The 23,365-nt window shown below is 47.2% G+C and carries 14 protein-coding genes; 2 read left to right on the forward strand and 12 right to left on the reverse strand.

Annotation, left to right across the window (positions count from 1 at the left end; all coding sequences use genetic code 11):
• Window positions 1-398 precede the first annotated feature (398 nt).
• Both HNR77_RS23780 and HNR77_RS23785 read right to left on the reverse strand, forming a co-directional pair.
• The gene (locus HNR77_RS23780; protein WP_184189845.1) at window positions 399-2,681 is read right to left on the reverse strand and encodes a YhgE/Pip family protein; all 2,283 of its coding nucleotides are present in this window, start codon (window positions 2,679-2,681) and stop codon (window positions 399-401) included.
• Between the two features lie 280 nt (window positions 2,682-2,961).
• Window positions 2,962-3,552 carry a TetR/AcrR family transcriptional regulator gene (locus HNR77_RS23785; protein WP_184189847.1) on the reverse strand — a complete coding sequence of 197 codons (591 nt, stop codon included), beginning with the start codon at window positions 3,550-3,552 and terminating at the stop codon, window positions 2,962-2,964.
• Window positions 3,553-4,005: 453 nt separating this feature from the next.
• Here HNR77_RS23785 and HNR77_RS23790 point away from each other — a divergent pair, with 453 nt between their 5' ends.
• Entirely contained in the window at window positions 4,006-5,217 is a 1,212-nt protein-coding gene (locus HNR77_RS23790; protein ID WP_184189849.1) for an MGDG synthase family glycosyltransferase, read from the forward strand.
• A 288-nt stretch (window positions 5,218-5,505) separates the two neighbouring features.
• On the opposite strand, the gene HNR77_RS23795 is transcribed toward HNR77_RS23790, so the two are convergent.
• Together HNR77_RS23795 and thpR are read right to left on the reverse strand one after the other, a co-directional pair.
• On the reverse strand, window positions 5,506-6,363 hold the full coding sequence (locus HNR77_RS23795) for a cell wall hydrolase (protein ID WP_184189851.1): 858 nt from the start codon (window positions 6,361-6,363) through the stop codon (window positions 5,506-5,508).
• A gap of 130 nt (window positions 6,364-6,493) precedes the next feature.
• Window positions 6,494-7,096, reverse strand: a complete 603-nt coding sequence (gene thpR, locus HNR77_RS23800; protein ID WP_184189853.1) for an RNA 2',3'-cyclic phosphodiesterase — start codon at window positions 7,094-7,096, stop codon at window positions 6,494-6,496.
• Between the two features lie 199 nt (window positions 7,097-7,295).
• Here thpR and HNR77_RS23805 point away from each other — a divergent pair, with 199 nt between their 5' ends.
• Entirely contained in the window at window positions 7,296-8,252 is a 957-nt protein-coding gene (locus HNR77_RS23805; protein WP_184189855.1) for a D-2-hydroxyacid dehydrogenase, read from the forward strand.
• A gap of 155 nt (window positions 8,253-8,407) precedes the next feature.
• Here the strand turns inward: HNR77_RS23805 and HNR77_RS23810 are convergent, their stop codons facing one another.
• The 8 genes from HNR77_RS23810 to HNR77_RS23845 form a co-directional block, all read right to left on the reverse strand.
• Entirely contained in the window at window positions 8,408-9,442 is a 1,035-nt protein-coding gene (locus tag HNR77_RS23810; RefSeq protein ID WP_184189857.1) for a TRM11 family SAM-dependent methyltransferase, read from the reverse strand.
• A 291-nt stretch (window positions 9,443-9,733) separates the two neighbouring features.
• On the reverse strand, window positions 9,734-11,446 hold the full coding sequence (locus tag HNR77_RS23815; protein ID WP_184189859.1) for a HAMP domain-containing methyl-accepting chemotaxis protein: 1,713 nt from the start codon (window positions 11,444-11,446) through the stop codon (window positions 9,734-9,736).
• Window positions 11,447-11,717: 271 nt separating this feature from the next.
• Entirely contained in the window at window positions 11,718-12,770 is a 1,053-nt protein-coding gene (locus tag HNR77_RS23820) for an MsnO8 family LLM class oxidoreductase (protein ID WP_184189861.1), read from the reverse strand.
• Between the two features lie 100 nt (window positions 12,771-12,870).
• Window positions 12,871-14,286 carry a deoxyguanosinetriphosphate triphosphohydrolase family protein gene (locus tag HNR77_RS23825; protein ID WP_184189863.1) on the reverse strand — a complete coding sequence of 472 codons (1,416 nt, stop codon included), beginning with the start codon at window positions 14,284-14,286 and terminating at the stop codon, window positions 12,871-12,873.
• 990 nt (window positions 14,287-15,276) lie between these two features.
• The gene (gene htpG, locus HNR77_RS23830; RefSeq protein WP_184189864.1) at window positions 15,277-17,160 is read right to left on the reverse strand and encodes a molecular chaperone HtpG; all 1,884 of its coding nucleotides are present in this window, start codon (window positions 17,158-17,160) and stop codon (window positions 15,277-15,279) included.
• A gap of 1,665 nt (window positions 17,161-18,825) precedes the next feature.
• The gene (gene nikC / locus HNR77_RS23835; protein ID WP_184189866.1) at window positions 18,826-19,725 is read right to left on the reverse strand and encodes a nickel transporter permease; all 900 of its coding nucleotides are present in this window, start codon (window positions 19,723-19,725) and stop codon (window positions 18,826-18,828) included.
• 312 nt (window positions 19,726-20,037) lie between these two features.
• Window positions 20,038-21,042 carry an ABC transporter permease gene (locus tag HNR77_RS23840; RefSeq protein ID WP_184189878.1) on the reverse strand — a complete coding sequence of 335 codons (1,005 nt, stop codon included), beginning with the start codon at window positions 21,040-21,042 and terminating at the stop codon, window positions 20,038-20,040.
• A gap of 208 nt (window positions 21,043-21,250) precedes the next feature.
• Window positions 21,251-22,900, reverse strand: a complete 1,650-nt coding sequence (locus tag HNR77_RS23845; protein ID WP_184189868.1) for an ABC transporter substrate-binding protein — start codon at window positions 22,898-22,900, stop codon at window positions 21,251-21,253.
• Window positions 22,901-23,365: the final 465 nt, after the last annotated feature.

Below are 23,365 nucleotides of genomic sequence, written 5' to 3' on the forward strand. Positions count from 1 at the left end.
CTATTATTTTAACACCGACCTAACATCAGCGCAATTTAAACTTTTTAATACCTCCGATAAGAAATGCTTTGCAGTACAGCTTTAGTGTGATGACGTTTAAAAACATCTCTTTTTCGAATAATTATACACATTTTAAGACAGAGTACAACTGATTTTAATTACTGATAAAAGAAAATCGTTCCATATACAGCCTGCGTTTGACCAGATTTTCGCAATTTTCATATCCAAGCTTACAACAAAGCATTCCGTTTTCATACATTTGTATACAAAATAGCCTGCAGCTCATTTTCGAGCTGCAGGCTATTTGCACTATTTGACTACTATATTGCATAATTTCGATACATGCCCTTTAACTTTTTTTTGCAAAAGTTGTCCGGATCACTGTGTCTTTTCTTATTTTAAACTGTTGCAGCTTGACCAGCTTCTGTCACGTCAGCTTCTTTCTTAGGACGTCTGCCGCTCCAGAGGAAGTATGCCAGTGTCAGAACAATAGATACACCAGCATAAATGCTGAGTATACCTGCTTGATGCCACATCACATCAAAGTTGCCGCTCGATACAACGGCTCTGAGGCCAATAATGCTGTGAGTCATCGGCAGCCACTGACTGATCGACTGCAGCCATGATGGAATCAGCTCTACCGGGAAGGTACCTGCACTCGCTGCAAGCTGGAATACCAGCAGCAAGATGATCACGTAACGTCCAGGCAGATCAAGCCAAGTAACCAGCGCCTGAACGATCAGCATGAAGGTCAGACCCGTTATGATCGTAAACAGATAAAACATTCCTGTACTGTGTGTCTCCAGCCCGAGCCCGTACAGCATGAAGCTTGCAACGATAACGGACTGGAATATACTCACCGAACCAAACACAAGCGTACGACTGACAAAACGATTCCAGCCCGAAACACCTGGTACTGACGTTTCACGCATTTTCAGAACGATGGTGGAAATCAGCGATCCCACGAACAAGCCGATGGACAAGAAGAACGGTGTCATACCTGTTCCGTAGTTGCTCACGCTTTCCGCTTTGTTCTCGGAAGAATTGACTGGTTCCGCAAACATGTTCACCACATCATCCGTTTTCTTCACTTCGGATGTTTTCTTGGCAGCGTCATTCAGCTTGGTTGCCAGCTCTCCGGAGCCGTCCTTCAGATCCGAAAGACCGTTAGCCAGTTTGCCTGCTCCCTCTCCAAGCTGTTTGGAACCGTCGGCTAACGATGATACGCCGCCGCTGAGTTTACCTACACCTGTTTGTAAAGCCGTTGTACCCGAGCCAAGCTGCTTCGCGCCAGCAGCCAGCTGCGAACCGCCTGTTGCTGCTTCACCCAGCTTGCCGCTGAACTGTTTCAAGCCATCGGAGAGCTGAGCTCCTCCCTGACTGAGCTGACCGGCACCAGCTAGCAGCTGCTTCTGTCCATCGACGAGCTGGTTTGCACCAGCCAGCAGCTGTTGCTGACCTCCATGCAGCTCAGTCGCGCCAGCAGCCAGCTGCTGATTTCCTTGATGGAGCTGATCAGCACCTTGTGCCAGCTTCTGCTCGCTCTCATGCAGCTGTGCACTGCCATCAGCAACAGCCTGGCTTGCAGCAATCAGCTTCTGAACATCCGCACTTGCAGCCAGTTCAGGGTTGCTAGCTGCAAGCTGCTTCAATCCGGCAGCGACGCTTTGCGCGCCATCGGCTACCTTGCTGCTGCCGTCTACAGCAGATTGCAGCCCTGTTGCCAGCGTTCCGCTGCCCTGCACTGCCGTTTGCAGCCCGTCTGACAGCTTCGCACTGCCTTGTTCGGACGATTGCAAACCGGCCTGCAGCTTGTTTGTACCATCGAGTGAAGATTGGAGGCCTGCGGCCAGTTTATCACTGCCCGTTTTCAACTGGTCAGCACCGCTTTGAAGCTGACTTGTAGCCGCCTGCTGCAGCTGCTGCAAGCCTGAAACCAGACTTGTTGTGCCGCTCTCCAGTTTGGACGCCCCATTATGCAGTGCATTTACACCGTTACTTAATGGAGACAAACCATCCTGAAGCTTCAATGTCCCGGAGGCAAGTTTCTCCAGATTGTCTTTCAGCTTCACAGCTCCGTCATCCAGTTTGACTGCCCCGCTCTTCAACTCTCCTGCACCGTCGCCAGCTTCTGCCAAGCCGTCGGATACCTCCGAGAACTTGTCGAGCAGCGTCTCTGCATACGATTCAGTCACTTTGGCTGAAACCTTGGATTTCAGATCCTTGATAGCCGTTTTGCCGATTTGTGCACCAACAAAGTTGTAATTGCCATTGGGCTCATAGATCAGCTCTGCCGGTGCAGGTTTATCATCAAGCAATGTTGTTGCTTTTGATGAGAAATTTTCAGGAATGGTGATCTGCATGTAATACTTGTCGGTTTGCATGCCTTCCTTGGCTTTGGCAGCACTGACAAATTCCCATTTGAAATCATCATTTTTCTTCAATTCATCAATAAGGTCGTTCCCTACATGGAGTGATTTCCCTTCGAGCTCGGCACCTTTATCAAGATTCACTACGGCTACTGGAAGTTTATCCACATGACCGTACGGGTCCCAATAGGCAGCCAGATAAATGCCGCTGTACAGGATCGGTATAAATAAAATAGCAATTACAGGGATCAACACCTTCGGGTTTCTCACGGCCGATCCCACATCCTTGAAAAACACGGATAAAGATTTCATGTCATTTTCTCCCCTTAACCTCTCTGCTCATCAGCAGGAATAACTAATATGAAAACAGAATGAAATTTTCTGGAATTTTTACCGAAATACGTGATGACCATAATTCTCAAACGGTCAATTCAGGGCAAAAAACAAACTTGCCCTCCGACAAGTTTTACTGTCCTTCACCTTTAACTACTTCAATTATCCTGATACAACCACTTAATCATCCTGATACAACCACTTAATCATCCAGATTCTAACCACTTAAATCTTCCAACTTCAAAACACGTTAATGATCTCAGCCAGCCTTGTCAGTGACTGCTATTCCCTCCATCAGGAAAAGACGAAAGTAACTTTTGATCTCATCCTTGCTGAGCGGTTCATGGAGCTTGCTCCAGTCTGCGGTTAGTGCCGTATACAAACGAATCATCATAAACGCAACGACTTGCGGATCACAATCCCGAATCTCTCCGCTTTCTCTAGCCTTCTCCAGCTCCCGTGCCAGAAAATCGGAAGTCACTTTCTCAACCTTGTCCAGTCCCGCTTTGGCCTGCAGCGTTCCAAAATCCTTTAACTCCTGCGACAGCTTAACCAGCAGCTCATGGTCACGACGAAATTCCAGCAATGCATCCAGCACACGGAACAGATTTTCGAAAAAGCTGCTCTCCTGGTGCACTTCGCGATGTGCGATGTTTTTCATCTCCTGGATAACTTCAACCAGAATCTGATCAAAAAGCTGCTCTTTATTGGTGAAAAAAGTATAAATCGTACCTTTGCCTACATTCGCAATTTTGGCAACCTGATCCATCGTAGTTGCTTTGTATCCAAACATAGCAAACGACTGAGCGGCTGCATGAATAACCTGTTGTCTCCTGTCAATCGGAGCCATTGTATCTCCTCCTTGCTTCTCTTAGATCGCTCGAATATGATGAGTGATGCAGTCGTTCTTTCAGAATTGACCAGAAATACAAAACGGTCATTCGGTCACAAGTTACAATATCACCTTCAAATTAAGATTGCAACCCTAACAATGAAAAAATGTATTAATTTTTTTTAACCTAAATGCAGTGGAAACTGTAAGCTTGGTCGTCTATAGTGTAAGATGACTCAAACAGTCCGCACATACATGAAGTTTGATGTCTCAAAACGTGGAGGATGGTGTAAATATTCAGGGATGAAACATGATTCCATACATTTTCGTATATTCATGTAATAGAAGCCTTGCAGCGCCGTCTCAAGCTAACTCACGATACGAATTTTCTTATTGCAAATTTTTAAATTCTTGTCTTATAGCAAATTTTTAAATTCAAATTTAATTAAACTTATGAATAAAGGTGAACTCATGCGAAAACCAAGAGTGCTCTTATTATCAGAAGGATTCGGTACTGGTCACACGCAGGCGGCTCACGCCTTGGCACACGGAATCAAAAAAGTCAGTCCGCATGTTCATAGCCGTGTCATTGAACTCGGAAAATTTTTGAATCCAACTGTGGCTCCACTTATCTTTACTGCATATCGAAAGACACTATCGGTTCAACCCAAGCTTGTCAGCCTGTTGTATCGCACACAGTACAACAAATCGTTAAACGGCTTTACCAAACTGGCGTTGCACCGTATTTTCTATACTCAAACAGCTCAGGTTATTGCTCAGCTGCGGCCAGATATCGTCATCTGTACTCATCCGTTTCCCAATGCGGTCATCTCCAGACTTAAACGTCAGGGGCTCAAAATTCCGCTCTACACATTAATTACAGATTATGATGTACACGGAACCTGGATTAATCCTGAGGTTAACAGATATCTCGTTTCTACACCTCAAGTTAAGGGCATGCTGGAAGATCGAGGAGTTCCTTCCTCGCAAATTCAAATCACAGGTATTCCGGTACACCCCGACTTCTGGGAGAATGGTGATAAGGTCAAGCTGAGAGAAGAAATGGGACTGCGCAATATGCCGACTGCCTTGCTTATGGGAGGCGGCTGGGGTCTTTCTTTTGACGAGGAGCACATGAAAGCTCTTGCCTCTTGGGCAGATCGGGTACAACTCGTATTCTGTCTTGGAAGCAATCAGAAGATGATTGACAGAATGAAGGAAATTCCATGCTTCCAGCATCCGAATATTCGCATCCTGGGGTACACTCGGGAAGTTAGCAAACTTATGGATGTATCGGATGTCCTGATCACGAAGCCGGGAGGCATGACATGCACAGAAGCAATGGCTAAAGGTCTTCCTATGCTGTTTATTCCGCCACACCCTGGTCAAGAAGAGGAGAACTGTGAATATTTTGTACAAGCCGGGCATGGGCGAATCATTGACTCTGCCGATGTCATTACAAATTGCTTCCAGGAGCTGTGTGATGAGCAGCAGCAAGGGACGACAACTCCTCGTAGAAATGATCAAACCGAACAAGCTGCTGCCTATGATCCGACGCTTTGCGCCCAAGCTGTTCATGATTTATTATTCCCGGCAACTTCAGAAGTTACAGCTCCGTCTCTAGAGCGGTTTAAAGCCGGAATAACTGCCAGACCCTTGTCCAGTACCAGACTACCTCTATAATGCCGCTAACGGGCCTTAGAATTGGTCTGAGAGCTTAAATAATAATATATACTCATGAACAATATGTACAACAATAAAAAAACAACAAAAAGGGTTCCCCTTCACTGATGAAGGGAAACCCTTTTATTTAACCCCATCCAACCGTATATTCTTCCAGAAAAATGGGTATATTATATGTGAAGATTCACTCGGAAAACGACGAAATAAAACTGCATTACAACATTTTCAGGGCTGATGTGAAGCTCACAACGTTAACTACCCTGCCTGTTTGCAGAATTTCAAGGCCGTTTACTTGTAGAAAGTATGATGACCGATCCTTTTCACTTCTTTCTTCGTACGAGCCACTGTCAGATCGTCCGCAAGCGTCAATGACAGGAAATAATACGTATTATCAGAGACTTCCTTCTGTCCGTTCAACGCAGCATTCACCGCTTTGATGCTGTCCTCATTCGGCGTCACCCGTTTCAAACGGCCGTTCGCAACAGGACTGAACTGGGATTTCTGATAGATGACCTTATATATAGTATCGGGAAAATTGGCTGACCGCAGCCGGTTTAAGACAACGTTGGCAACTGCCACTTTGCCTTCGTACGGTTCACCTTCTGCCTCTGCCATGACTATTTTCTGCAGCAGAAACAGTTCTTTATCGGACACACTGTAAGACCAGGTTGCGAGTTTCGCATCTTCCTGTTTCAAAAGTTCGGTCCGCGTAAAGTAAAGTTTTTGGGGGGGAGTTGAAACAGCAGCAGCCGCTTTGGCCCGTTCAATTTTGGCCAGTTTCAAGGCAGCTTCTTTTTTAGCTTTTGCGTCAGCAATCGCCTTCGCTTTTTGTCTGGCCGCAGCCTGCTTCTGTTCCTGCTCATGTTGAGCAGACACAAGCCAGTTTCTGGCTGGCAGCGCAGCAGTCCAGTTTACCGATTGTGCAGACGGGTGAACAGATAGACTTGTCCCATCTTCCGTCATTCGCCTCTGCTCCGGAGACAAAGACAGGTTATTATGTGTCGAAGCTGCAAGCTCCGTCATCTGTTTGCTATCACTCGCTTCATTCCACTTCCCAGTCGCTTGAACGACATTTACCCCCACTATACATACAAGCAGCACAGATAACATCGGTGCTACCCAACGATTCTTGCTTATAATATCCATTCGAAGATTCCTCCTGTCGAAACAATTCCCTAATCTAAGTAACCCAAAAAAAAGAATTTGAATAACGATGGCTAATATTACATAGGGATAAACACAATGTCAATGTGAGTTTATGGCATAAAAAAGTTTTTCAGGAAAATGAAAACGTATCCAGTGTCTCATACATTGGCGATTGTGCAAGCCTTGTCACATAAAGTACAAACCCGTCCACAGTCCATGAATTCCCATGAGAAACAGGTTCTGTAACGAGGTTTGTGACACCATTATTATCCATTCCAGGCAAGTGTCCAACATATTTTCTGGCCACGGTCACATGTGGACGATACGGCCTCAGCTCTGCTTCAAAGCCTAGCTCCTTCGTCGCCTGAACAATCGTCGCTTGCAGAAGGTGTAACCGCTCTACCTCTCCGCTAACACCCCTCCATAGAACCCTGGGTGAATGTTCCAGGCCAAATGTGCCCCATGTGTCAAGCTGCAGCTCAAACCTGCTAAATTCAGCAGCAACAGTACGCAGGGCTGCACGAAGATGACCGACATCACTCATCAACGTATCTCCCAAAAACTGCAATGTAATATGATAATCCCTATGGTCCGTCCATTTGCGAAAATCAAGTTTGTTCCGAATGGGCTGTACTTGCATCTGAAGAAACTGCTGAATATCCTCAGGCAGACGTACAGCGATAAACAGACGCTCCCGCCGGGATGCATGTTCCTGAATTGCTTGAGTATTCATTCCATACACCTCTCTAAAGTTCGCTCTATTATTTCATAAATATGCATAGCATTTCAAGCTGGGTAAATATAGATTGACACAAAGAGTGACATTTGCATATAAGGCTTCATTCCTGCATTTTCTATCTTTGTGCACGTCATGTACCTAATCTGATACACTTGAAAAGACGAATCCATTGATCTCAGGAGGAATACACTTTATGGGCAAAATCATATGTTTTCCAGCATTATCTGAAGAGCAGCAGCAGCGGATACAGCAAGCCGCACCAGGGTACACCATCCAGATCGGCAAAGCCAAAGACCTCGATCCAGCCGAATTTAAAAAAGCAGAGATTATACTCGGATGGTCTTCCCTTATTCGTGAACATGCACTAAATGAGGACAGTCCACTGAAATGGATTCAGGTCTGGTCGGCTGGTGTTGATCATCTTCCAATAGAGGATCTGCAGCATAAACAAATTCAGGTGACCAGTGCCAATGGCGTTCATGCCATCCCTATTACGGAAATTATTCTGGGAATGATGTTATCCCACAGCCGATGGTTGAGACAAGCTATGCTGTATCAGCATCAAGCCGAATGGAAGGCTCCCGGCAAAGCGCTGCCGGAACTGCATGGCAAAACAGCAGTAATCGTCGGCGTTGGGGAAATCGGCACCGAAACAGCACGAGTCCTGAAAGCTCTGGGCATGCACACTGTTGGCGTACGACGTTCAGGCAAGGATGTACCAAACATAGATCATATGTATGATATGTCCGGACTGCATGAGGCTGTCCGTCAAGGCGATTATGTAATCAATATTTTGCCACTGACCGATGAAACCCATCACATTTACAATCAAAATACATTCGATCAATTCAAAACCCATGCTTGTTTTGTTAATGTAGGTCGCGGCCCCAGCGTAGATACAGAAGCACTTCTAGGTGCTCTTCGCAGCGGGAAGCTCGCTTTTGCAGCCCTGGACGTATTTGAAGAGGAACCTCTCCCGGCAGACCACCCGCTCTGGACAATGGACAATGTGTTAATTACACCACATATCGCAGGAAGTACAGAGCAGTACACAGAACGCGCTCTTGATATTTTCATCAAAAATCTGGAAGCTTACGTTGCTGGCAAAACTCTACCGCTCAACCTTGTCGATTATAGTCATAAATATTAACACAAACACATGTTCTCGTGCAATATGATTCAAATTACAAATCAATATAAGACAGAGAATATGCTGCCAAGAGTTCAGCGCACAACAAAAAAACTCCATCAGGAAAATATTTTCCTTGGTGGAGTTTTTCATAGGACTCAATTCGCTTATACCGGTCAGGAACATACCCAGATATGCCTTACAAATGCACTTTTACGAACCGTTCCATACCGCTCAATGGTCCAGCCCGCTTCCAATAAATGCTCCTGAACCCACTCTGTAGAAACAATTACAGCTCGACCACACAATTCACGTAATTTCATCAGCATTGCCCGCTGCTCATGATCGGGAAGAACAGAGCATAGATTGTACGGCATGTCGAATAATGCCGAATCATAACTTCCCTCAAGCTCCTTCATATCCCCTAGCGTAATTCGTTGTGCATCATATCCAAAGTGTGGTAAATTGACACGTGCTCCCCGCACTGCAAGTGCATTCAGATCATTACCTCTTGCATCAATTCCCATGGACAAAGCTTCAATGACAACGGTCCCCATCCCGCAGCAGGGATCAAGCAAACGATGTCCCTCCACTTCTGGAACAGCGATATTCACAAGTGCTCTTGCCAGAGCAACACCGAATCCGGTGGAGTAGTTTTGTGGCTTCTGCTGATGAACCTGCCATGACTTGTCCGATTCTGTCCACTGACCGAGGAGCCATTTTTGCCCTGTTTTGATTAGTCCAAAAGTCACTTTAGGCTGCTTCATCTGAGCTGTTCCCCGGATACACATCCCGATGTCTCTTTCTAACTTGCGAGCCTGATCATAATCCGGCACAGCGTCTCCTGCCTTCAAACAAACCACCTTAAACGTCTCTTCTGGCATCAAACGAATCTCCCTGGCCACAGGAAGTAATTCGGCAGCTGAATCGCCATGTCCAAGCACCTCCAGCCGTCCATGGATAAATGGACTTCTCCCCGGCAAAATACATCGTTCAGACCAAACGTACGAGCTGCCGGCACTATTTATCGTCAAATCCGTTTGAAGAAGGGTGCTTAGTTCCATCTCGCATAATTGCAGCTCATTTTCATGACATGCAAAGGTATATAGGTAATGAAAATGTTGAGATTCTATAGTGTCACCTTCGTCGATCCGTTCAAATTCAGCAGAACTTGCAGGATACACCTCGGCTTTGTTCAGATCATTCGCCATAATACTCCTCTTTTCCCATCTTTCATAGCATACCCTCTCTTCGAGCAGCGCCAAGCGTCGGTAGTCATTGTATCCAAAGTCAGGATGAGTGACAACTGTACAGGGTTTTGATGCAGCTTGCTTTTGACCAGAAAATAAAAAAACAGGGACCTCCAGCATCGGAAATCCCCCTTATCACTTTCATTAGTACCTGGTCTTAAACCTGATTTTATACGACGTAAACATGATGGTTCAAACAACCGTTTTACCCTGTTTCTTCTATTAAAATAGAACAGCTTCATACAGAACAGATTAAACTTTCAGTTTTTCAATAGAAACGACCAGATCGTCAGACATTTCCTTCAACGTTTGAATATTACTGCTGATCATTTCCAATGAGCTTACCTGTTCCTCTGCCGAAGCAGAGACTTCCTCCACACTTGCAGCCGATTGCTCGGATACCGCAGAAATCTGCTGACTGAAATCATTCATTTGACCACTGCTCTCTTCCATCCCGGCAAGTCCATCCGTCATTCTTCCAATGACTTCAACCATGCCTTCAACGGATTGATTAATAGTCCCGAATAACTGACCTGAAGCAAGTACATGCTCCTGTCCAAGCTGTGTTTCCTGCACACCGACACGCAGTTCGTTTACAACTCCCTGTGAGTCCTGTTGAATGTCCTGAGTAATGGTCGTAATCTCTTCAACAGAAGCCTGTACAGCCTCGGATAATTTACGAACTTCGGAGGCGACAACCGCAAATCCGCGTCCACTCTCGCCAGCCCGCGCCGCTTCAATCGACGCATTCAACGCCAGCAGGTTCGTTTGACGCGCGATGTCGTGAATCACCAGCACCAACTTGGAAATATCCTCGTTTTTACGATTGAGCTGCTCCATCTTGTTCATTGAAGATGACACTGCGCTGGCGATCTGCTGCATCTGTTGTACAGATTCTTCCATGGCCTTACGGCCATTCTGTCCTTGCTCCAGCACCTGATTAGACATATCACGAAGCTGATTTCCCTGCTCTGCATGTTTCTGAATATGATGATTCAGTTCTTCAACCGCGCGAGCAGATTCTACTGCAGTTTGTGCCTGACTTTCAGCAGCCTTCGCAGACTCTTCCATTGTAATCGCAATTTGCTGACTGCCAATCTTGACTTCTTCCGAAGCGATGGCCAATTCATTGCTTTGCCGATTCACCGTTTCGGCTACACGCCTTACATTTAACACCATCGAAGTCAGGTTAGCTTTCATCTCATTGACCGCTTTCGCCAGAGTACCAACCTCATCTTCATGTTTCGTATGTACATCCTGTACGTTCAACTGACCTTCCGCGATCAATTTAACGGCACTGATGACACGAAGCAGCGGTTTAACGACTTGTGTACGGATAATCGGTACAAATATAGCCGTGATGATAATCATCACAAGCACACCTATAATCACTGCCAACCTGCCATCCTGAACGGAACGGATCGTTTGGGCTGCGGATGCATCCGATTGCTGCTGATTGTAATTGACGAGGTAATCCAGATTCACCTGCATAGTATCGAAGGAGTCCGCTCCTTTGACAGCAACTTCCTTGGCAAGCTGTGTCTGTCCTTCGTCACTTAGTCGAATCGCTTGCGTATTGATTTTAAGATATGCTTCCCACTTACCATTAAACGAATTCCAGTTTTCCGCCTCTTTCGCAGACTTGCTCAGTTTATCATAAGCGGCAATAGCTTGTGTTGTCTCACGAATAAATTTGGTACGCTCTTCGTTAATCGCAGGTCTGTCGGATGCATCAGCATCAAAGTAGCGATAACTTAAAGACAAAATATGCTCTGTTGTATAGTTCAAGCGGTTGATCTCCTGAATAGACGGCATCCAGTTACGAGTAATATCATTCGTGTTCGTTTCGATTGAATTCATCCGGCCAATAATGGTAACGCTTAAAATGATTAGACAGAGGATTAACAAATAAAACGCGATGCTGATACGCAGACCGATACTCCTGATTTTAAATCTGCTAAACATATGAATTTCCCCCTCATGACTACTTTCACATCAAATCCAATTTTAGTGCTATTTCAGCGGTTAACCCATTCTATCGCCTCTTGCAAATTGCACTCATCTATATGATGACTACCCATAAATAGCCATAAAATATTATAGCATTCTTTTGTCAGGTTGACGCTGTAAATTGTAAAAACATGTTGAAATTTATCGAATTAAAAAAGCTGCTTTATCCGAATACTTCGGATTTGCAGCTCTTGATTTCATGTATAGTACACTTCAATAATGCATTTTAACTGTTGCACTGCGAAAAGCGAATCAAACACTCCTCTTTGGCTTCAGCAAGCAAACGATAGGAATCCAGCCTGCGTTCATAATCCGGCCCAGCCGTCACGATGAGGATGCGGTCCGTATTTAACCTCTGCGCCAGCCGCCAAAGCTGCTGCCACACTTGTTCGGGTGTGCCCGCAATATGCTTCAATACATCTGAATCTGAATCTTTTGAACCAACTAGCCCACCTGAATCACGCGCGCTACTCGATCCCAGAGGATGTTCACGATCCAGATGATCGCCTGACTGTCTCTGCTGATTCTCTCTGCGTTTGTCCGCCATCTCACGGCTCCAGATCAAAGCCTCTCTCTCTGAAGCAGCGCACATCACACTAACGGCCGCCATGACCACAGGCCGCTTCAGATGAGCGCTCGGAACAAATTGCTCGCGATAACGACGAACAGCCTGCACGCCATCCGAATCACTCATGAATTGACCAAACACATACCCCATACCAAACTGGGCGGCAAAGGCTGCACTCTTGAGATTGGTGCCCAGCATCCATAGGGATAGCGGAGTTTCAGGAATCGGACGAGCTGTAACCGGAACATCCTCATACGTATAACGATCCTCCAGCAGCGCGGTCAATGACGCAAGGGATTCAGGCAGCTTCGAAACATGCTGCAGGTAATTGCCGCTGAGCGCCATAGTGGCATGAGGTCCTCCGCCCGGAGCCCGTCCTAATCCAAGCTCAATACGGCCCGGATACAGCGACGCAAGCAGACGAAACGACTCCGCCACCTTCAGCGGGCTGTAATGCGGCAGCAGGACGGCTCCTGAACCAAGCTGAATGGATGCCGTCCTTGCGCCGATATGTGCCAGCAGCACCTCTGGAGCAGCCGAAGCAAGCTCAGCCATGTCATGATGCTCGGAAGTCCAATATCTGGCGTACCCCCACGCCTCAGCACGTTGAGCCAGAAGCACAGCTTGCTGAAGCGCCTGTTCAGCGGTCACACCATTCAACCGGGGGACCAGATCCAGCACACCGAGGCTGATATTTTTTTCAAACGTCAAAGCCTCAACTCCTTATGAGAACATGCTTCTCTTTCCTTCTCTTCCACCAGACCATAAATGGAGTCCAATAACCCGGATTACAGATCACAGATGCTGCACACTAATCCAGATCATAGATCGAACCCACCTTCAGGCCGTACAGCTCATTATAAATTTTCTCGGCAAAAGCATCCGTCATGCCGGCGATATAATCAATCACCATATGTTCCCAGGTCCAGATCGGCTGAGATTTGGCCTGATCCTTCTCATACCGCTGCAGCCAATCGGATGGTATGATGGATTTTGACGTTTCCGGGTCAAGGAACGCATCCCATAAGCGCTTGATCATCCACTCACTGCGTTTTTGCAGCCGCTGTACACGCAGGTCCCGAATCATCGTTACCCAGGCGAAGCTCTTGAGCACACTCACCGTGCGCAGCATGTCGAGGTCTTCCACACCCTCGCGCACGAAAGTTACTTTTTTCCAATCGCCATCATCAATGACACCAAGGCTTCCAACAAAAAGGCTGACCCAATACGCTTTCACCTCACGACGGGTACGCGAGTAGTCATGCTCACAGAAAGGCATCTTCTCATTCCAGATGCGCAGGAACGACGCAAGGACCTCTTCCACTTTTTCCGCGATTGCTTCACGGGTCCAGCCCTTCCAGAATAAATCCTCCAGCGTGGTGATTTTATCTACAATGAGCCGGTTGATATGCTGGTCCTGCAGGAAATGCTCATGCACCTCGATTTTGCCTGCCTTGATGCCGTCCTCCAGATCATGTGCAGAATACGCTATGTCGTCGCAGAGGTCCATCAGCTGCGCCTCAAGAGTTTTCTTGCCAGCAGGGATGCTCCAGCGCTCCCGAATCTCGCGGATGTACTGCCATTCATGATGGTACATGCCTTTCTTGCTCTCCGTGCCCGGGTAAGGGTACTTGTTAATGCCCAGCAGCACGGCATCGGAGAGGTTCAGTCCGTCGATATCCTCCCGCTTCTCCAGATACATAATAAGACGGAAGTTATGTGCGTTTCCTTCAAAATGCTCGTATTTCCGCTTCAGCTCCGCGCGCACCTCGGATTCGGCCTTGGGCACTTTGGCTGTACGGCTTTTCTTCATGATCTTCTTGGTTTCTGTGTTGATCAGATCATCCAGAATGCCATCCAGCACTTCTTCCCCTTTATGCCCGAAAGGCGGGTGGCCGAAGTCATGTGCAATCGCAGCACACTCCACCACCTCCGAATCAATGATAAGCCCCGGACTCTCCGCCTGGCTAAAGTCTACCTCAGGATAACGCCGCAGCAGACTTCTGGCCGCTTCTCGGGCAATCTGCGCCACCTCCAGGGAATGAGTCAGACGTGTGCGATAATAATCGCCCGTACCTGCTCCAAATACCTGTGATTTGCCTTGCAGCCGCCGAAAGGTCGGTGAATGTATCAGTCTGGAGTAGTCTCGTTCATACGCTGCACGCGAGCCCTCCAGTTTCGTTAATTCAGGATATTGTCTATGTTCTCTCAGATCATTCCATTGCATGTGAATCACTCCTAGCCGACTGTCTCTATTTTGAGTGATTATACACAACATCTGCGGTTTCGAAAAGCAAAACCTGCTCGTCATGTCATCTCTTCTCACATCAACTGGTGATGTACAGCCCTATCTTTAACTATTATACCCTGCAAGACTATGATCTGTGCATAGAATTAGAAACAACCCGTCGTTTGGCGGGAGAGAGAAGTTGCGATGATTGTACACATCAGAAATGAGTTGTGCGCAGTGCATGGACATGAACAGAATGCTCGGAACGTCCGCAGCATATGCATAAGCGGTTGATTTCCAATGTGTGCAGCACGCACGATACATGTAGCAGACCACCCTCGTTATGAAGCGGGACACCGCGTACTAGGAGCTTCACGTCACAAGTGAAACACTACAATGTTGGACAGAACGTAATTAACGCTACTACACAGGCCGCATTACACCTCCCTCCACCGCTAACGATTCTGAGAGAGCTTATTGGGCCCATTTTCACACGTTTCCAATTCTAACGATTCTCACAAACGCTATTTCACCCTAAACCCGCAAAAAACCGAATATATGGAGCTGTGGAGAGAATTAACGTCTCTACGAATCGTTAGAAAAAATAATGTGCGAAAAAGTGCAAAATAACGTTTCCAGGAATCGTTAGAGTAAATTAGCAGTTGGGCGGACTGGGCAGGTTCAGCCGATTGGACTGAATTTAGCTGTATTGGGTCAAGGTAAGGTAAAGTAAAGTAATGTAATGTAATGTAATGTAATGTAATGTACGGTGCCTTAAATTGAGTTGTTGCCTGAATGAAAGAATGACATGAGTGGTACGTGAGCAGCCCCATTATAAAAAGAAAGAAACCCGGCAGGCACATAACGTCTCCTGTCGGGTCTACCTTCTAAGTAGGCTGAATCCACCTATCGAGCTGTGATTTAAACATACACACTTACTCTAATCCTGATGAAGCGTTAACTGGGTAACTCAACATTCCAGCAGACTTACACCATCACTTTGCAGATATCGTTCGTGAACTCCACTGGGTCCTGAATCGGCAGACCTTCAATCAGCAGCGCCTGGTGATACAGCAGGCTGGTGTACAAGCTCAATTTCTCTTTATCCTGCGCAAAAGCATCCTTCAACGATTTGAACACATCATGGTTCACGTTGATCTCCAGCACTTTATCCGCCTGTACGTCGCCGCTGTTCGGCATCGCTTTGAGCACCTTCTCCATCTCGATCGTCAGCTCGCCCTCTGTGGACAAACATACCGGATGGCTGCGAAGGCGTTTGGATGCTTTCACTGCTTTGACTTTACCCGCCAATTGCTCCTGCATGGCTTCGAACAATTCCTTGTTGTCATTGTCCTGCGCTTCGTTCTCTTCCTTCTCTGCACTATCTTCGATACCCAGGTCTCCGCTGGAGATCGATTTGAACTCTTTCTCCTTATAGTTCGTGATCATCTTGATCGCGAACTCGTCGATATCGTCCGTAAAATAGAGGACTTCGTATCCTTTTTCCAATACTCCCTCGATCTGTGGCAGCTTCTCGATCCGGCTGATCGACTCACCCGCAGCATAATAGATGTACTTCTGATCCTCCGGCATTCTGGAAACATACTCGTCCAGGCTCACCAGCTTGTTCTCCTTGGAGGACGTGAACAGAAGCAGGTCCTGAAGTATATCCTTGTTTGCGCCATAATCGCTGTATACGCCATATTTCAGCTGACGACCAAACGCTTGATAGAATTTCTCGTAGTTCTCACGCTCGTCTTTGTGCAGGCTTTGCAGCTGGCTTTTGATTTTGTTTTTGATGTTCTTGGCAATCAGGCTAAGCTGACGGTCATGCTGCAGCATCTCGCGGGAGATGTTCAAGGACAGGTCCTCGGAATCCACCATCCCCTTCACAAAACCAAAATAATCCGGCAGCAGGTCGCCGCACTTATCCATGATCAATACGCCGTTGGAGTAAAGCTCCAGACCTTTTTCGTACTCTTTGGTGTAGTAGTCAAACGGTGTGTTCTCCGGGATAAACAGAATCGCATTGTATACCACCGCGCCGTCCGCGCTAATGTGCAGATGTTTGAGCGGTTTGTCAAAACCGTACCGTTTCTCCATATAGAAGTTGGTATAGTCTTCTTCGGTCAGCTCGCTTTTATTTTTACGCCAGATCGGCACCATGCTGTTGACGGTTTGCTCTTCCTTGTACTCCTCGAACTCGTTCTCCGTGCCTTCCTTCGGACGGTGGTTGGTCACATCCATTTTGATCGGGTAACGAATGAAGTCGGAGTATTTCTTGATGATGGATCTCAGGCGATACTCTTCCAAAAACTCGTCATACGAGTCCTCTTCGGTGTTTTGTTTAATCGTCAGCACAATCTCCGTACCTACCGAGTCTTTCTCAGCAGGTGTGATGGTATAGCCGTCCGCACCCTCGGACTCCCATCTCCACGCTTCGTTGCTGCCCAGCGTTTTACTTGTTACGGTCAGCTTGTCCGCCACCATAAATGCAGAGTAGAAACCTACCCCGAATTGGCCAATAATGTTGTGACCGTCTTTGGCTTCGTTTTCTTTCTTGAACGCCAGGGAACCACTTTTCGCAATCACACCCAGGTTGTTCTCCAGCTCTTCCTGTGTCATCCCAATCCCGGTATCGGTGATCGTCAAGGTACGGTTATCCTTATCAATGGTAAGCTTGATGAAGTAATCCTCTTTGTTGAATACGAGTGAATCGTCGGTCAATGCTTTGTAATATATTTTGTCAATGGCGTCACTGGAGTTGGAGATCAGCTCTCTGAGGAAAATTTCCTTTTGGGTGTAAATGGAGTTGATCATCATATCCAGCAAACGTTTGGATTCTGCCTGAAACTCTTTCTTAATCGCCATGAATGAAGTGCTCCTTTCAAATTGGGTATCGAATGATTCGCTTGAAAAAGGCAAGCTGCGCTGCAAGGCAGAGGTCTTGATAACGAATCGTTTTTCGGATCGCTGTTATCCACCCATTTCATTATATCCGATCGAATGTGGGAGAAATTCTGGAATGAGGGCGAACGCTTCGATTCCTGCAAATCCGATTTCGTTCACTCTCCACTACTCTTGCGCAGCATAGCCACATGTTTGGCAAAATCATTCCATATGTAGTGGTATAGCTGCTGAATTGTTAGCACTCAAATGACCAGAGTGCTAAGCCCTTCTTTTTATATAACATATGGGAAAATTGGGTGTCAATACGAAGACGGTTATTTTAACAAAATGATTGATTTTACACGGCATGGTACATACTTCAACTCGTTATATTGTTTTTTCACACCACATGTTCAGCGCCAGATGTGTTCCTTGGCTATACGTCTCGCTCGGTCGAATTCACACCCTTAGCCCAGTGTAACGTACTTGCTCCAGCAACACAAAAAACCGGCTCGAAGCTCGGTTCGGGACGGAGTGTGTGGAGAAAGCAAACGATTACTAACATCTGCACGACGAGTAGTCACTAACCTTAAACGCCGCCCTAGGACTCAATTTCGGCCAAACGAACGATGGATTTCAAGTGCCAGCAACAAAATATGGTGTGTCTGAAAACGCTGAAGGCAGCCCACTTTGCTTTGTTGAAATTTCGTTCCAACCCAGAAAATTTATCGCAGGCGTGCCGGGGTACGTCAAGGAAAAGTGACGCAGCAGGGGGGCAAAGTGGCGGTAAAAGATGCAATTCAGTGGGCTTCATAGATGCCTCCAGGATACCGCGCAGGCCCAAATCGCTGAAATCCGCTGGCAAATGGTGTCGTACCACACTCCAACCTTTAACCTTTAACCTTTAACCTTTAACCTCGAGCCTCGAATACTATTATACCGCAAGCAGCAGCGACTGAGCTTCAAAAGCTAACGATTCTGAGAGACGCTAATTCACGCTTTTTCAGGTATTCTCCATTCTAACGATTCACAGGAACGTTATTTCACCCTATGGAGCGATAATCCAGGCAAATTCTCCGATTTTGCGATGAATAAGCTCTCTGGGAATCGTTAGCTTGGGAAATAGCCGGGAAATCGCCATATAAGCTTTCCTGGAATCATTAGAGTTCAGAGCGGCAGTTCACGCAGTGAAGGTGGCTACCACTGTTGCTGGTGCGACTACGCTACTACTATTGTTACCACTCTTGCTACTGTTACTATTATACCGCAAGCAGCAGCGACTGAGCTTCAAAAGCTAACGATTCTGAGAGACGCTAATTCACGCTTTTTCAGGTATTTTCCATTCTAACGATTTACAGGAACGTTATTTCGCCCTATGGAGCGATAATTCGGGCAAATTCTCCGTTTTTGCGATGAATAGGCTCTCTGGGAATCGTTAGCTTGGGAAATAGCCGGGAAATTGACATATAAGCTTTCCTGAAATCGTTAGAGTTCAGAGCAGCAGCTCACGCAGCAGGCGGTGCCCTACTTCTACTTCTACTTCTACTTCTACTTCTACTTCTGCTGCTGCCACTATTTCTACTCTACTACCACGCATACTACTTCACCGCTTATATGCCTCGTACCGCGACGCCAACCTTTCCCCCTCTACTTCTTCGCCATCTTGGGATCAAGGGTGTCACGCAGACCATCGCCCATCAGGTTAAAGCCCAGCACGGTCAGCATAATCGAGAGGCCAGGGAAAATAAGGGTCCACGGAGCCTTCTGAATAAACTGACGGGAATCCGACAGCATTTTGCCCCATTCCGGGTCTGGCGGCTGTGCGCCCATGCCAAGAAACCCGAGTGCAGCAGCCTCAATGATCGCCGTGCCAATGCCGAGCGTGCCCTGTACAATAAGCGGTGTAAGACTGTTCGGTAAAATGTGCCTGAACAAAATACGTGCATTGCCTGCCCCCAGCGTACGTGCCGAGGTAATAAACTCCTCCTGCCGCAGGCTGAGTACCCGTGACCGCACGAGCCGTCCATAGGTTGGGATATTCACGATGGCAATCGCGAGTAACGCGTTCTGTAGCGAGGGCCCTAGAATGGCCACAATAGCAATCGCCAACAGAATGGCCGGAAATGCCAGCAAAATATCAAATAAACGTGAGATCAGCATGTCAGCCCATTTACCATAAAATCCGGCAATCAGGCCCAGCAGCGCTCCTGCAATGATGGAACCAATGACCGAGAAAAATCCAACCCATAGCGATATTCGCGCTCCATGCAGCACACGGGAGAAGACATCTCGCCCCAAATCATCTGTTCCAAACCAGTGCTCTGCCGAAGGAGCCTGAAGTCGGTCCTGCAGCACCTGCTCTTTGTAGTTATATGGTGTGATATACGGTGCAAGAAAGGCCAGAATAATGAAAAAAACGATAATAAGCAAACCTGCCAAAGCAAGTCGATTACGCCGAAAAGTCCTCCACGCCTCACGCCAGGGGCCAGACCCGCTCGCCGGCACTGCATCAACAGTTTGTCCAGTATTGGTCGACAATTTGGCCATACAGGTTCTCCTTTGCTGAACATATATAAGTGTAAAAGACTGAATAAATTAACAAGCCGTAATGTTTCCTTCGTTGTAGTGTACAAGCAATTTTTATCTTGCGTTTACTAGCAAACTTCCCGCTTGTTTATGATTTAATTATGGTTTGCTTTTGCTTTTGCTTTTGCTTTTGCTTTTGCTTTTGCTTTTGCTTTGCTTCTGCTTTACACCGGTTTACCTATGGTTTCATTTTTGAACTCTCTTACTCGTAACATTTTGCCGTAATTCATCTGTTTGTCTGTAATTCAGCTTCTTCCCTTACATCCGTCCTTCTTACTTGTAGCTGATCCGCGGATCAAACACGGCATACAGCAGGTCTACAATCAGATTGATTACTACGAAAAAGAAAGCTACAATCAGAATTCCGCTCTGAATCACGGGATAGTCCCGCGAACTGATCGCTTCATATATATAACGTCCGACACCCGGCCAGGCAAAGATCGTTTCTGTCAGCACCGCACCGCCCAGCAGCGACCCGGTCTGTATACCGATGACGGTCAGCACGGGAATAAATGCATTTTTGAGTGCATGTCCGTATACGACAAAAAACGGTCCCAAGCCTTTCGCCTTGGCGGTACGAATATAATCCGAGCTCATCACTTCCAGCATGCTGGAACGGGTCATCCGCGCAATAACAGCCATCGGAATCGTGCCTAATGCCACACTTGGCAAAATCAGATGTTTGGTCACCGTCCACAGCTGATCCCAGCGTCCCGCAAGCAGGGTGTCCAGCACGTACAAACCTGTAATTGCATCCACCGGATCACGCGCATTCATGCGTCCGATCGACGGCAGCCACTGCAGCTTGTTCGCAAACAGCCACTGCTCCATGAGACCCAGCCAGAAGATGGGCATGGATACCCCGACAAGAGCGATGACCATGCAGCAATAATCAAACCATGAGTTATGCTTCCAGGCACTGATAATGCCAGCATTCACCCCAACAATAATGGCAAACAGCATGCTCGCCATCGTGAGTTCAAGCGTTGCGGTCAGATATGGGCCAATTTCCTGGGCAATAGGCACCTTGGTGCGAATGGAAGTGCCCAGATCCCCTTTCAGCAAATCGCCCAGATAAGCGAAGTATTGCTGGAACCAGGGTTTATCAAGTCCGAGCTGGTCCCGGAGGGCCTGCTTGGACTGTTCGGTTGCTTTTTGCCCCAGAATCGTCTCGGCCGGATCACCAGGTATCGCATGAATGATCGAAAAAACGATTAACGTCATGCCCAGCAGAACGGGCAGCAGTACCAGCACACGTTTGACAATATAGCTGTTCAATTCCAGATCACCTGCCCTAAACGTATCATGCATATGATTTCATATAAGCGAGATAAGAAAAAGCACTGGCAAACACACATGCTTCGGATCGTCACTTCCAGGATGCAGAATCATCTAACAAGCATTGCATGTCCACCAGTGCATTTGCCCTGGCTACACTGTCATTTATGCCTTACCTTTGTTTGATTTGATTTGATTTGGCTTCGTTTCACTCAAAATAAGCTCCCGCATACGATTCCGTTCCGAGTGGAGATGTCACGAACCCTTTCAGATTCGCCTTTCCAGCCAAAATCGGTGTGGTATGCACAAGCGGAATCCACGGCGCGTCCTCCTTGATAATCACCTGAGCCTGTTTGTACAGATCAGCACGCTTGTCCTGATCCGTCTCCTGCTGCGCTTTTGTTAACAAACCATGTAGTTCCTCATTCACATAGTAGCTGCGGTTGTTGCCCGGAATAGCGTCCTTGTCCAGCAGGGTGTACAGGAAGTTATCCGGGTCACCGTTGTCTCCCGTCCAACCGAGCATGTAAATATCGTCTTTCTCCCCGGCTTTGGAATCGTCCAGATAGGTCGCCCACTCGGGGGATTCAATGTTTGTTTTCACACCAATTTTCTCAAAATCCGCCTGAATGGCCTCCGCTACCTTCTTGCCATCCGGCATATATGGACGGGATACCGGCATTGCATAAAATGTCACCGGATCAGGCAATCCGTCAGGGTAGCCCGCTTCGGCCAGTAAAGCTTTTGCCTTTTCCAGATCATAAACGTAATCTTCAATCGTATCATTGTAGCCCCATAACGTTGGCGGCATCGGGTTGACCGCTGGCTTCGCCTGTCCCGCAAAGAAGGCGTCGATCAGAGCCTGTTTGTTCACAGCATGGTTCAGTGCTTGTCTGACTTTGACGTTATCAAACGGTTTTTTCTTAAAATTAAACCCGAGATACGCCACGTTGAACGGTGGACGCTCAATCTTCTGCAGCTCGCTGTTGCTCTCCAGAATCGACAGATCGTCCGGGTTCAGGTCCTCCATGACATCAATCTCGCCATTCTGCAGTGCGTTGAAACGAGCGGTGTTATCAGGAATGGAGCGCACGATCACCTTGTTCAGCTTCGGCAGCCCTTCCTTCCAGTAATTCGCGTTTTTCTCCAGCGTGATGGAGTCGTTCCGCTTCCACTCTTTGAATACAAATGGACCGGTGCCTACAGGCTCGTTCTTGAAATTCTCCTTTTTCTCCTGAATCGCGGTTGGACTCGCAATCCCGAAAGATGTCATCGCAATATTTTGCAGGAAAGGGGCTTGCGGCTGGTTCAGGGTAAACTCAACCGTTGTCTCATCCAGCGCCTTCACTTCCTTGATCACACGCGCGCCCTCTGGCCCAAACATGGAATCGTAATAGTCGAAGGAATCACCTTCGAATTTATATTCACTTGCCGGATCACTCCAGCGATTAAAATTAAACACAACGGCTTCCGCATTAAAGTCGGTGCCGTCATGAAACTTCACCCCGGATTTCAGCTTGAACACATATTTCAACCCGTCCGCCGAAATCTCCCAGCTCTCTGCCAATCCTGGCACGACCTCGGTTCCACCCCCCTTGTAATCGAGAAGTGAATCAAACACCTGATGCCCGATCTTGAGCGATTCCCCATCGGTAACAATAGCCGGGTCAAGCGCAACCGAGTCTCCACCACGTCCCATAATCATCGTATCCTGGGCGGCTGCTTCCGTAGGAGGATCATTGCCTTCCGCAGGTGCCGGCGTACCCTCACCGCCCTCCTTGCTGGCGGAACAGCCAGATAACACAAGTACGGTACTCAGCGCCAAAGTCAGTAAACCGGACATCCATTTTTTTCTCATTCGCATACGTTACAACACCCTTCCCTGTCTCATTATTTGAACTAAAGACAATTTACACATGCACTCCGATGACAGAACAACTTTCGATCGCTGTTATCCCCAGATTTTTTTGATTCTCTTTTTCCTCAGATGAAAATCCGGTGATAAAGGCGAACGCTTCGCTTCTCCAGTTTTTTCTGTCCTCTCCGTTTTTGTGTAAATGAGTAGTTCAACTTGAAGCCAATCATCAGGTAATATCTTCGTAGATTTGAGTGCCTCGGTTACTTGTATCTATATAACTGTACTTGCCAAAAACTGCTTCCAATTTATTTACAGTAGAATAACAAAGTTTAGGCTAATCGTAGTTGCTGCTGGACCCATTCAAAGGAAACTCCCATCCGTCCCTGCTCATAAATCCAACGAGCCTGGTGCGTATGCTGCTGCCGATGAAAGGTTTGCAGACCTTCAAGCAGGTTGCCCTGGCAA

It is taken from the genome of Paenibacillus sp. JGP012, assembly GCF_014203995.1.
In the GTDB taxonomy this organism is placed as follows: Bacteria; Bacillota; Bacilli; order Paenibacillales; family Paenibacillaceae; genus Paenibacillus; species Paenibacillus silvae.